An 11826-nucleotide genomic window follows, 5' to 3' on the forward strand; every position below is an offset into this window, starting at 1 on the left:
ATTTTTTTCGAATATAAAGATAAGGAGGTCAAAATGATTCAGGAAAAAGCAAAGCAGCTCATTAGAGATGCAGTTGAAAAGAATGCTCAGGATATTTATATTATTCCAAAGACAGAAAACTATGAGATTTATCAGCGAATTGGTGAGAAACGCCAGTTTATTCAAGAAGTTGCTACTGAGGAGATGACAAGCTTGATTAGTCACTTTAAATTTGTAGCTGGGATGAATGTTGGTGAAAAGCGTCGTAGTCAGCTTGGTTCTTGTGACTATGCTTTTGCAGATGATGAGGAGATTTCACTGCGCTTGTCTAGTGTTGGTGATTATCGTGGGCGTGAAAGTCTGGTCATTAGGCTCCTTTATTCAGGTCGTCATGATTTGCAGTATTGGTTTGATGGGATGAGAAACATTTTAGAGGCTATTGACAGTAGGGGACTTTACCTTTTTTCCGGGCCGGTAGGGAGTGGGAAAACCACTCTCATGTATCAATTAGTTCGTGAAAAATTTCCTGGAAAACAGGTGATTACGATTGAAGACCCTGTTGAGATAAAACAAGACAATATGTTGCAATTGCAGTTGAATGATGAAATCGGGATGACTTATGATAATCTTATCAAGCTCTCGCTTCGTCATAGACCTGATATTTTGATTATTGGTGAGATTCGTGATAGTGAGACAGCGCGTGCGGTTATTAGAGCTAGTCTGACAGGAGTCCTTGTTTTTTCAACCATTCATGCGAAAAGTATTCCAGGTGTCTATGCTAGGTTGTTAGAATTAGGTGTTAGTAGGCAGGAACTTGAAAATAGCTTGCGCGCTATCGTTTATCAACGATTAATTGGTGGTGGAGGTGTAGTTGATTTTGCCAAAAGAGATTTTGAGCAGTATCCCCCAACAAGGTGGAATGAGCAAATTGATAGCCTTGCTCGAGACGGACATATCAGTTTTGAAGAGGCAAAAATCGAAAAAATTGCCCTTTAAAAAACAACAGAAAGTCATTCAATTATTTAATAATTTGTTTAACAGTGGCTTTACTTTAACTGAGATAGTGTCTTTTTTGAGACGGAGTCAGTTATTGCAGGAATCATATGTGAATAATATGCAGGAGTCCTTGCTGAGTGGCGCAACTTTAGCAGATATGATGGCAGGGTTAGGCTTTTCAGATACGATTGTAACTCAGGTTGCTTTAGCTGATGTTCATGGAAATTGTCAGCAAAGTCTTGTAAAAATTGATCGTTATTTGGCTAGCATGTCTGTTGTGCGAAAGAAGCTGATTGAAGTGGCGACTTACCCTTTGATTTTATTAAGTTTTTTGATTTTGATAATGCTTGGCTTAAAAAATTATTTATTGCCACAACTTGAAAGTCAAAATTTTGCGACTCAGATTATTGCACATTTTCCGATGATTTTCTTGGGGAGTTTTGCGTTTTTTGGGGCTGTAGCAGTATTAGCTTTTTTCTACGCTAGACGTTTATCTCCGATATATCTTTTTAGCCGTATTAGTCGTTTGCCGATATTAGGTCGATTTATTCGCCTCTATCTGACGGCTTATTATGCGCGTGAGTGGGGAAATCTCATTGGGCAAGGAATTGATTTGATGGAAATTGTTCAGCTGATGCAACATCAAAAGTCACGTCTTTTTCAAGAAATAGGTAAGGATATGCAGCAAGCTCTTTTGTCTGGTCAGTCTTTTCATCAAAAAGTTTTAGATTATCCATTCTTTTTGCGGGAGTTAAGTTTAATGATTGAGTATGGAGAAGTAAAATCAAAACTTGGACGTGAGCTTGATATCTATGCTGAGGAAACATGGCAGACTTTCTTCAGCCAATTGACTCAGGCAACACAGCTGATTCAACCGCTAGTTTTTGTCTTTGTTGCTTTAATTATTGTTTTAATCTACGTGGCAATGCTTTTGCCAATGTATCAAAATATGGGAGGAAATTTTTAATGAAAAAACTATGGAAAAAATTACGTAAAAAATCTGTTGAAGCTTTCACACTTGTGGAGATGTTGATTGTCCTGTTAATCATCGGTGTCTTGATGCTTTTATTTGTACCGAATTTGAGTAAGCAAAAAGAGGCGATCCATGAAAAAGGTGATGCTGCTGTTGTGAAAGTTGTCGATAGCCAGAAGGAACTTTACGAACTCAAAACAGGAAAAGAAGCAACTATTAGAGATTTGGTGAAAGAAGGCTATATTTCACAACAACAAGCTCAAACGTACAATGAAAAAGCTAAACCTAAAGAATAAAAAAATCCGAGCCTTCACCCTTTTAGAGAGTCTACTAACTTTGGGAATATCTTGCTTTATCGTTATTATGCTCTCAAACTCTGTGAGTAGTATTTTTCAGACGGTCGAAGAAAAGTTGTTCTTTTTGTCGTTTGAGCATTGCTATCGTGACACTCAAAAACTAGCGAGCCTTAAACAAGAAAATCAAGTCCTGACAATTTCACAAGATGGCATTTCAAATGGTGTAGCTCATATGAATTTGCCAGAGACGGTATCAGTTGTTGAAAATTACAAAATTGTTTTTGATAATGCTGGGGGCAATTCATCTCTTGCAAAAGTAAAATTTCAGACGAAGAATCAGGCTATTGATTATCAATTATATATAGGAAGTGGTAATTATAAAAAGACAGAAACTAAAAGCTTATATACTCCTTGAAAGTTTGGCTGCTTTAGCTCTGTTAGCTACCATTACAATTCTTGTTTTGGGAGAAATGGATAAAAGTCGCCAACAGATGCTAGACAGCTTACATCAGCAAGAGGTTCTCAATGTCGCTACTATGGCTGTTCAGACAGGGCAAGATGACTTGGTGATGAATGGTGTTGAGGTTCATATTACTAGACGAGACGGAGAACTTTATGTCTATGATGGACAAAAAGAGGTGATGCATGTTAAGAAGAACTAGACTAAAGGCTTTTACGTTACTTGAAAGTTTGGTTGCTTTGCTGGTTATTTCAGGGACAGTTCTGGTTTATCAAGGGCTAACGCAGTCAATTTCACAAAATGATTATTACTTGTCCAATAACGAAGAAAATGAGTGGCTTTTATTTTCTCAGCAGCTGCGCTCAGAATTAGAGCGGTGCCACTTAGATTGTGTTTCTGACAATAAACTTTATGTTAGTAAGGATGATAAGAAATTAGCTTATGGGCTATCGAAAGCAGACGATTTTCGTAAAACAAATGCTTCTGGTCAAGGCTACCAACCAATGTTATTTGGTGTCAATTCTTCTAGCATTCGTCAGGATGGTAATAATATTTCGATAAAACTGCGAATGGATAATGGTTTGGAGAGAGAGTTTGTTTACACTTTTGATGCGGCAAGTTAAGGCAGGAATATTGTTGTATGCTATGCTGATGGCAGCTATATTTGCTTTGTTGTTACAGTTTTATTTAGGGCGCGTGGTAGCAAGTGAGCGTCAGCATCAAGCACAATTAAAGTATGCGCAAGCTTATTTGATGGCAGAAATCAGCAGGGATTATGCTAAAGAATCTTCAGGTAAGTGTTATTTTGATAAAGGTGTTGTCAGCTACCAACGTGAAAATGAGGCGCTAGTTGAGACAGTAGTTTTAGAGAGTAAAGAGGAGTTTCATTACATTTTTTCTCTTCCAAAAAAATCTGAACAAAGCATTGAAAAAGAAAGTCACTAGTGCTTTCTTTTCATTTTCAAGGTTTTTTGATATGATAAGTTTCGGAGGGGAAAATGAATTTTGAAAATATCGAAACAGCCTATGGGTTGATTCTTGAAAATATACAATTAATCGAAAATGAGTTGAAAACACACATTTACGATGCACTTATTGAACAAAACTCTTTTTATCTTGGTGCTGAGGGTGCCAGTGAAGCTGTAGCTGCAAATAATGAGAAACTACGCCAACTTAACTTAACGAAGGAAGAATGGCGTCGTGCTTTTCAGTTTATCTTTATTAAAGCTGCGCAAACAGAAGCACTTCAGGCAAATCACCAATTTACACCTGATGCTATTGGCTTCATTTTAATGTTCCTCATTGAGAATTTGACACCTTCTAAGGAACTTGATGTTTTGGAAATCGGTAGCGGAACAGGTAACCTTGCTCAAACGTTATTGAACAATTCATCTAAAGAACTAAACTATCTAGGTATTGAAGTTGATGATTTGTTGATTGACTTGTCAGCAAGTATCGCTGAAGTTATGGATTCTAAAGCTCAATTCGTTCAAGAAGATGCTGTTCGCCCACAGATTCTTAAGGAAAGTGATGTCATCATCAGTGACCTTCCAGTTGGGTTTTATCCAAATGATGAAATTGCAAAACGCTACAAAGTTGCTAGCAGCGAAGGGCACACTTATGCACATCATTTGTTGATGGAACAATCTCTTAAATATCTCAAAAAAGATGGAATTGCTGTCTTTTTAGCACCCGTTAGTCTTTTGACAAGCAAACAAAGTGATTTGTTGAAAGCATGGTTGAAAGATTATGCTGATGTCATCGCTGTGATTACTTTACCAGAATCTATTTTTGGAAATGCAGCTAACGCAAAGTCAATTTTTGTTTTGAAAAAACAGGCTGAACACACTCCAGAAACCTTTGTTTATCCACTTGCTGACTTGCAAAGTCGCGAGGTGTTGACAGATTTTATTGAAAAATTTAAAAAATGGAATGTTGAAAATATGATTTTTTAAATGACTTGTGCTAAAATAGAGATATATTATGAAAGCGCTTTAGAGGTATATTTATGGCGAAAACTATTTCTATTAATGCAGGAAGCTCAAGTCTAAAATGGCAGTTGTACAACATGCCAGAAGAAGAAGTTATTGCAAAAGGGTTGATCGAACGTATCGGTCTTCCTAACAGCGTTTCTACGGTAAAATTTAATGGCCAGAAACAGTCGGAAACGAAGGATATTCCAGATCATACCGCTGCGGTAAAAATTCTTCTAGATGATTTGATTTCTATGGATATTATTGCTAGCTATGATGAGATTACAGGTGTTGGTCACCGCGTGGTGGCTGGGGGTGAATATTTTAAAGAATCAGCTCTAGTAACTGACAAAGTCATCCAACAAGTTGAAGAACTATCAATGCTAGCACCGCTTCATAATCCAGGAGCTGCTCTTGGAATTCAAGCCTTTAAAGAAATTTTACCTGATATTACAAGTGTTGTCGTTTTTGATACTGCTTTTCATATGACAATGCCTGAAGTGGCCTATCGTTATCCAATCGCAAATCGTTATTACACTGATTATAAGATTCGTAAATATGGTGCTCACGGTACAAGTCACCAGTATGTTGCTCAGGAAGCTGCTAAGGTTCTAGGCAAACCTTTGGAAGACTTGAAATTGATTACTTGCCATATCGGTAATGGGGTTTCTATTACAGCGATTAAGGGCGGTAAATCTGTCGATACTTCAATGGGGCTCACACCACTTGGAGGAACAATGATGGGAACACGTTCAGGAAGTATTGACCCAGGTGTCATTACTTATTTGTTGGAATGTGAACCAGCTATAGCAGATCCGAAAAAAATTCGTACAATTTTGAATCGTGATTCAGGTTTACTTGGTATTTCGGAAAAATCAAGTGATATGCGTGATATCTTGGCAGGTAAGGCAGAAGGCGATGAAAAATGCCAACTTGCTTACGATATGTATGTTGATCGCTTGAGAAAATATATTGGACAATACTTTGCCGTTTTAAACGGTGCGGATGCTATTGTCTTTACAGCAGGAATTGGTGAAAATTCAAGTGATGTCCGTAAAGACATCATTTCTGGAATGACTTGGTTTGGTGTTGATGTTGACCCAACTAAGAATGTTTCAGGTGCTTATGGCGTTATTTCAACAGATCAAGCTCGCGTGAAAGCAGTTGTGATTCCAACAGATGAAGAACTTGTCATTGCGCGTGAAGTTGAACGCTTTAAAAATTCTACTAATTAGTTATCAAAATATTATGATAAGACCAGAAAAGCTGACCGTTTGGTCAGCTTTTTTGCTGCTTTTATATAAAAATGTAAAATAAACTTGACACAAAATGTAAAGTTTACTATACTATTTTTGTAAAGTTTGCTTTACAAATAGATGATAGGAGGAAAAAATGGAAACAAAAATTCAAGAACTTCGAAAAGCGAGCAAAGTTAGCCAAGCCGAGTTAGCAGAGGCGCTTGGGGTTACAAGACAAACCATTATTTCCTTAGAAAAAGGACGCTATAATGCTTCTTTGGAATTGGCGCACAAGATTGCCAGATATTTTGGCATGACAATCGAAGAAGTCTTTATCTTTGATGAAGAGTAAAATGTGAGGGTGTTACTGCACATTCTTGCTTGTATCGCTGAGTTTTTAAATTCTTAAAGTTATTTTTTCAAAGATTTTATAGAGGAGAATGTTATGAAAAAATTGGTATCATTTTTTAAATATTTTGGTATGGCAATTGGCTTGATTTTTTTAGAACAGTTGCCGACTGTTTTTCTAGCTAAAAATCAGCCGTTTTGGCAAAGTTTTCTGATTGCCCTTTCTTTGCTGGTGGTTGCGATTTTGACAATTTACGTCGCAAAACGTTTAGGATTTTTCAGCAAAGCTAGTCAGGTGTGGAATGGTGAGGCGTATAGACCGATAATTATGGGATTTTTGATTATGGTTCCTGTAAAAATGCTGGGTGGGATGACCTTGGTTTTAGAACATGGTGCTAACGCAAGCACACTTAACCAATCTGTGCTTGAACAACTTAGCATGCCGCCGATGCTTTTGTTTGCTTTATCAGTTGTTGTAGCACCGATTGTTGAAGAAGTAGTTTTTCGTGGGTTTATTGTAAAACAAGCATTTCATTATTCTTATCTTGGTGTTATTGTTAGTAGTGTTCTTTTTGGAGCTATTCATGCGCCAACAGACCTTGGAAGTTGGATTCTTTATGGAGGCATGGGTTTGGTACTTGCTTTGGTTTACCAAAAAACAAAAAAACTAGAGTACTCGATAGCTGTTCATGCCCTCAACAATTTTCTCGGTGTACTTTCGTTGATTTTGTAATTTATCATAGAAAAAAGGTTGAGATAATTATCTCAACCTTTTTATAATCTTTTACAAAGTTTTCGCTTTGTCGATTGTAGCGTCAATACTTGAAACAACGCTAGCTGTTAAACCAGTTTTTTCGAGATCAAGAAGACCTGCAATAGTTGTTCCACCAGGACTTGAAATTTTATCAATCAAATCATGTGGGCTGTCAGTTCCTTGAAGAAGATTTTCAGCGCTAGCTAGGACAGTCTGAGTTACAATGTCTAGAGATTTTTCTTTTGGAATACCGTATTTGACCCCAGCTTTAGCAAGAGCTTCGATAAATAGATAAATGTATGCTGGGCTTGATCCAGCAAGAGCTGTAAAGGTATCGAAGTCTTTTTCTGGAATATCAAAAGTTGATCCAAAGCTGTCAGTGATTTCTTTAGCGGTAGCTAGGAGTTCTGCAGAGACTTTGTCATTAGCACAAATAGCTGTTGTACTTTTTAGAATTTGGGCGTTGAGGTTTGGCATGATTCGAATCAATGGAAGATTTGGATCTGTCAGTTTACCAAGGCGTTCAAGTGTTACCCCAGCTGCCATTGAAAGAATGGGTTGATGGAAGTGAAGTCCAGCAAGGACTGTTTCAAACATTTGAGGTTTGATACCAAGGACAACCAAATCAGATTGGTCGATGAGTTCTTGGTGTGAAAGAGCTGCTTCAACTTCAAGCTGCTCTGCGATTTCACGTGAGCGAGGAAGTGAAGAACCTGAAATGATGATATCGTGTGATGTTGTGTTAAGTCCGTTGATAATGGCAGTCGCCATTTTTCCGACTCCGATAAATCCAATTTTCATAGTAAGACAAAGGGGAAAGTACAAGGAAAATGCCTAATGGCTTGGCTCCCCTAGCTCCTTTCTAGTATTTTTTGATGAGGTCAACAGTTGAGCGGTCTAGTTTTTTAACAATAGTTTGAATGAAAGCTTGGGCTTGCAAGAAGTCATCCATAGCGTAAAGGCTTTGATGTGAGTGGATGTAGCGAGCGCATACTCCGATAGTTGTTGATGGAATACCACCGTTTTTGAGGTGAGCAGCACCAGCATCTGTACCACCTTTGGCAGCGTAGTATTGGTATTTGATACCAGCTTCTTCGGCAGTTGTAAGCAAGAAATCACGCATATCTTTCAACATAACATGTCCTGGATCGTAGAAACGGAAAAGTGTTCCGTCACCGATTTTGCCTTGGTTGCCATAAATGTCGCCAGCAGGTGAACAGTCAACGGCAAAGAAGAGTTCTGGTTGGAATTTTGTAGCTGAGACATGTGCCCCACGAAGACCAACTTCTTCTTGGACGTTGGCACCAGCGATAAGCGTGTTATCAAGCTTTTGTCCTTTAAGGCTTTCAAGTAATTCTGTCACCATAAGCACACCAAAGCGGTTGTCCCAAGCTTTAGAGATAACATTTTTTTCATTAGCTGTGAGAATTGTTTCTGATTTTGGAACGATGATATCACCTGGCAAAATACCAAAGGCTTCAGCTTCAGCTTTGTCAGTAAATCCTGCATCGAAAATGATGTCATCGATTTTTGGAAGAGAAGCAGAGCCATTTGCCCCACGAAGGAAATGTGGTGGAACTGAACCAGAAACGACTGGAATAGCGCGGTTATCACGTGTGTAAAGAGTGAAACGTTGTGAACTTAAAACAAGTGGGTTCCATCCGCCGATTCCTACAGCACGCATAGTACCGTCAGCTTTGATTTCGCTAACCATGAAACCAACTTCGTCCATGTGCGCTGCGACCATGATACGTGGTGCATTTTCAGCATCAGAGTTTTTGATACCAAAAATACCACCAAGACCATCAGTTTGCACGTCATCAACGAGCGGTGTGATTTTTGAGCGAAGATAGTTGCGCACGCTGTGTTCGTACCCAGCGATGCTATCAAGTTCAGTGATTTCTTTTATTTTTGAAAATAAGTCTGACATATAAAACCTCGATTCTATGGTTTCTATTTTACCACGTTTTCTGACAATTTTTAGAAAAAACATATTAAATGTTTGCACCTTGGTATTATGTGCTGAAATATGCTAAAATAAAGCGTATGAAAAACAAAAAGAGAAGCTTACTGTCACGTTTTGGTTTAGTGGGAGTCAGCAGTGTCATTGTTTTGGGAGCAATCCTAAAAAAACAAAAGGATGAAAAGCGAAAAGAACAGGTTAAAGAGCAGATTCGTGATTATTTTAATCAACTTGGCAAGATTTCTGTGCTTTATTTGAATGATTTTGAATCTGATTCTCAAAAAACGACTGGAGGTCTTGTTTTTGAGGATGGTCGCACGCTTCAATTTGTTTACCAAAATGGTGAGATTAGCTACGAGGAGGAGAAAAAATGATTAGTCCAAAATCCTATGAAGAAATGGCAACCTATTTAGAAAATGACGGCAAGGTAGTTTTCTTTTTTACAGCAAATTGGTGCCCAGACTGCCAGTTTATCTACCCTGTTATGCCTGAAATTGAGGCAGAAAATCCAGAGTTCACATTTGTCCGTGTTGACCGTGATGAATTTATGGAAGTCGCACAACGCTGGAATATTTTTGGAATTCCAAGTTTTGTTGTAACTGAAAACGGGAAAGAAATTGGTCGTTTAGTTAATAAATTGCGCAAAACAAAAGCAGAAATTAACAGCTTTTTAGCTGGATTGAAATAGGAGAGAAAATGATTTTTACGTACAACAAAGAACACGTCGGTGATGTCCTAATGGTGATTGTCAAAGATAGCAAAGGTGCTAAACTTGACTACGAACGCAAAGGTAAAGTATCACGTGTTTTCCTTGAGAAAAATGGTGAAACAGTTGCTTGGAACATTTTTGAAGTGTCAAGTTTGATTGCAATTGATGGCGTTGGTCAAATCACTTTAACTGACGAAGATGTTGCTAAACTTAACGCTGAGTTGACAAAAGAAGGTTTCAGCGAACAATTGGAAAATGACCCTTCACCAAAATTTGTTGTTGGTCAAATCAAAGAAATGGTTGCTCACCCAGATAGTGACCACTTGAACATTTGCCAAGTGCAAATTTCAGATGACAAAACTGTTCAAATCGTTGCTGGTGCGCCAAATGCTGCAGTTGGTTTGAAAACAATCGTGGCACTTCCAGGTGCTATGATGCCAAACGGAAGTCTTATCTTCCCAGGAGCCCTTCGTGGTGAAAAGAGCTTTGGTATGATGTGTTCACCTCGTGAATTGGCACTTCCAAATGCTCCACAAAAACGTGGAATCATCGAACTTGATGACACAGCCGTTGTCGGCGAAGCCTTTAACCCAGAAAAACACTGGAAAGGGTAAGGAAAAGAAAACGAGCTAGAGAACTCTAGTTCGTTTTTTGTTGGAAATTATCAATTATCTTCAAGTTATTTCGAATAATAAGATAGGAGGTAATTGATGTACAATAAAGTAATTATGATTGGGCGCTTGACGGCGCAGCCAGAACTTGTGACGACAGCTAACGATAAAAGTGTTACACGTGTAACACTTGCGGTCAATCGACGTTTTAAATCGCAAAATGGTGAGCGTGAGGCTGATTTTATTTCAGTTGTGGTTTGGGGACGTTTGGCAGAAACACTTGTGTCTTATGCAGGAAAAGGTAGCTTACTTTCTGTTGATGGCGAACTTCGCACACGCAAATACGAAAAAGATGGTCACACGAATTATGTGACAGAAGTGCTTTGTCATTCTTTCCAACTCTTAGAAAGTCGTGCACAACGTGCTATGCGAGAAAATAATGTGGCAAATGATTTGGCAGATTTAGTTCTGGAAGAGGAGGAATTGCCATTTTAGTGTAAGTACAGTCTAAACTTTTTCAAAGTTTCCTTCTTCTCTTGAGTCAATTGATGAAAAAAGATGAAAGATTTGGTGACTATTGTCATTTTTAGCTAGTTTTACAGAAATTATGAGAAAAAAGCTTGGAAAGCCCTTTCAAAAATGCTATACTGGAGAAAATGTGTGGAGAAAGAGCTATGTTTAAAATAATTTTTAGCGATATTGATGGCACTCTCATCAATGACGCCTTGGAAGTAACGCCAAAAACGCGTCAAGCCCTAAGTGATGCTGTCAATTCAGGAGTGCGATTTGTGCCTGTTTCGGCGCGCATGCCTGAAGCAATTAAACCAATTATCAAAGATTTTTTACCCCAGGTTCCGATGATTTCTTATAATGGAGCTTTTATTCAAGATGAAAATGGTCAAGTGATTGATAGCTGCCCTATGAGCCCTCAAGCAGCGCAAGCCATTTGCCAATATTTAGAAAAGGAAGTTCCAGAGGTTGCTTGGAATGTCTATAGTGGTGAAAAATGGTTGTCGCAAAATCGAATGAATAAATGGATTTCTCGTGAGGAAAAAGTCGTTGGCTTGGTTTCCCAGGAGGCTGATTTGGAGGCAATTGGTCATTTGTCTGAAGTTCATAAATTGCTTTTGATGGGTGAGCCAGAGAAAATGGTTGTCTTGGAAGAAAAGTTAAAAGAGCTTTATCCTGGCTTATCGATTGCACGTTCGTTGCCGTATTACATTGAAGTGATGGCAAATGGTATTCAAAAAGGACGAGCAGTTAACCTTTTAGCCGACCATTATGGCGTTGATATGTCCGAAACTTTGGCATTCGGTGATAATTTTAACGACCTAGATATGCTAGAGGCGGCTGGAGAGGCATATGTCATGGCAAATGCTCCGCAGGAAGTTAAGGAGCGTATTGGTCACGTGACTGCAAACCACAACCACGACGGGATTGCCCTTGTTTTGGAGAAATTTAAACTAGCTAGATAAAAGAGTCTTTTTTATAATGATTGCTAAATTCCTACGTTTTGATGTAGGAAT

18 protein-coding genes are annotated in these 11826 nt (G+C 38.4%); 16 read left to right on the forward strand and 2 right to left on the reverse strand.

Annotated elements, in window-relative coordinates:
- The first annotated feature begins 33 nt into the window (after positions 1-33).
- The 11 genes from comGA (at position 34) to ACNTMY_RS00730 (ending at position 6996) form a co-directional block, all read left to right on the forward strand.
- Entirely contained in the window at positions 34-975 is a 942-nt protein-coding gene (comGA, locus tag ACNTMY_RS00680) for a competence type IV pilus ATPase ComGA (protein ID WP_423216287.1), read from the forward strand.
- The gene (gene comGB, locus ACNTMY_RS00685; protein ID WP_423216843.1) at positions 899-1942 is read left to right on the forward strand and encodes a competence type IV pilus assembly protein ComGB; all 1044 of its coding nucleotides are present in this window, start codon (positions 899-901) and stop codon (positions 1940-1942) included. The genes comGA and comGB overlap by 77 nt, the downstream gene beginning before the upstream one ends.
- Positions 1942-2244, forward strand: a complete 303-nt coding sequence (gene comGC, locus ACNTMY_RS00690; RefSeq protein WP_423216288.1) for a competence type IV pilus major pilin ComGC — start codon at positions 1942-1944, stop codon at positions 2242-2244. The genes comGB and comGC overlap by 1 nt, the downstream gene beginning before the upstream one ends.
- Complete coding sequence (gene comGD / locus ACNTMY_RS00695) at positions 2219-2659, forward strand: competence type IV pilus minor pilin ComGD (RefSeq protein WP_423216289.1); 441 nt, start codon at positions 2219-2221, stop codon at positions 2657-2659. The genes comGC and comGD overlap by 26 nt, the downstream gene beginning before the upstream one ends.
- Positions 2613-2906 (forward strand): competence type IV pilus minor pilin ComGE, encoded by a 294-nt coding sequence (gene comGE, locus ACNTMY_RS00700; RefSeq protein WP_423216290.1) that lies wholly within the window; start codon positions 2613-2615, stop codon positions 2904-2906. Before comGD ends, comGE begins: the two co-directional genes overlap by 47 nt.
- A complete protein-coding gene (comGF, locus tag ACNTMY_RS00705; RefSeq protein ID WP_423216291.1) occupies positions 2890-3327 on the forward strand; it encodes a competence type IV pilus minor pilin ComGF in 438 nt (145 codons plus the stop codon). Before comGE ends, comGF begins: the two co-directional genes overlap by 17 nt.
- A 28-nt stretch (positions 3328-3355) precedes the next feature.
- On the forward strand, positions 3356-3649 hold the full coding sequence (comGG, locus tag ACNTMY_RS00710; protein WP_423216292.1) for a competence type IV pilus minor pilin ComGG: 294 nt from the start codon (positions 3356-3358) through the stop codon (positions 3647-3649).
- A gap of 53 nt (positions 3650-3702) precedes the next feature.
- Positions 3703-4659, forward strand: a complete 957-nt coding sequence (locus ACNTMY_RS00715; protein WP_423216293.1) for a class I SAM-dependent methyltransferase — start codon at positions 3703-3705, stop codon at positions 4657-4659.
- 53 nt (positions 4660-4712) lie between these two features.
- Positions 4713-5912: an acetate kinase gene (locus tag ACNTMY_RS00720; protein ID WP_423216294.1), complete on the forward strand. Its 1200-nt coding sequence runs from the start codon at positions 4713-4715 to the stop codon at positions 5910-5912.
- 157 nt (positions 5913-6069) lie between these two features.
- A complete protein-coding gene (locus ACNTMY_RS00725; protein ID WP_423216295.1) occupies positions 6070-6267 on the forward strand; it encodes a helix-turn-helix transcriptional regulator in 198 nt (65 codons plus the stop codon).
- Positions 6268-6360: 93 nt separating this feature from the next.
- Positions 6361-6996 (forward strand): lysostaphin resistance A-like protein, encoded by a 636-nt coding sequence (locus tag ACNTMY_RS00730; RefSeq protein WP_423216296.1) that lies wholly within the window; start codon positions 6361-6363, stop codon positions 6994-6996.
- Positions 6997-7047: 51 nt separating this feature from the next.
- On the opposite strand, the gene proC is transcribed toward ACNTMY_RS00730, so the two are convergent.
- Together proC and pepA are read right to left on the reverse strand one after the other, a co-directional pair.
- Positions 7048-7818, reverse strand: a complete 771-nt coding sequence (gene proC / locus ACNTMY_RS00735; protein ID WP_423216297.1) for a pyrroline-5-carboxylate reductase — start codon at positions 7816-7818, stop codon at positions 7048-7050.
- A 61-nt stretch (positions 7819-7879) separates the two neighbouring features.
- A complete protein-coding gene (pepA, locus tag ACNTMY_RS00740; protein ID WP_423216298.1) occupies positions 7880-8947 on the reverse strand; it encodes a glutamyl aminopeptidase in 1068 nt (355 codons plus the stop codon).
- A 116-nt stretch (positions 8948-9063) separates the two neighbouring features.
- Here pepA and ACNTMY_RS00745 point away from each other — a divergent pair, with 116 nt between their 5' ends.
- The 5 genes from ACNTMY_RS00745 (at position 9064) to ACNTMY_RS00765 (ending at position 11775) form a co-directional block, all read left to right on the forward strand.
- On the forward strand, positions 9064-9354 hold the full coding sequence (locus ACNTMY_RS00745; protein WP_423216299.1) for a DUF4651 domain-containing protein: 291 nt from the start codon (positions 9064-9066) through the stop codon (positions 9352-9354).
- The gene (locus tag ACNTMY_RS00750; protein WP_021141448.1) at positions 9351-9668 is read left to right on the forward strand and encodes a thioredoxin family protein; all 318 of its coding nucleotides are present in this window, start codon (positions 9351-9353) and stop codon (positions 9666-9668) included. The genes ACNTMY_RS00745 and ACNTMY_RS00750 overlap by 4 nt, the downstream gene beginning before the upstream one ends.
- An 8-nt stretch (positions 9669-9676) precedes the next feature.
- A complete protein-coding gene (ytpR, locus tag ACNTMY_RS00755; protein ID WP_003067880.1) occupies positions 9677-10303 on the forward strand; it encodes a YtpR family tRNA-binding protein in 627 nt (208 codons plus the stop codon).
- A 96-nt stretch (positions 10304-10399) separates the two neighbouring features.
- The gene (locus ACNTMY_RS00760) at positions 10400-10795 is read left to right on the forward strand and encodes a single-stranded DNA-binding protein (protein WP_107374669.1); all 396 of its coding nucleotides are present in this window, start codon (positions 10400-10402) and stop codon (positions 10793-10795) included.
- A gap of 179 nt (positions 10796-10974) precedes the next feature.
- Positions 10975-11775, forward strand: a complete 801-nt coding sequence (locus tag ACNTMY_RS00765; RefSeq protein WP_423216300.1) for a Cof-type HAD-IIB family hydrolase — start codon at positions 10975-10977, stop codon at positions 11773-11775.
- The last annotated feature ends 51 nt before the right edge of the window (positions 11776-11826 follow it).

The sequence above is a fragment of the Streptococcus equinus genome, assembly GCF_049393735.1.
Taxonomy (GTDB): Bacteria; Bacillota; Bacilli; order Lactobacillales; family Streptococcaceae; genus Streptococcus; species Streptococcus equinus_G.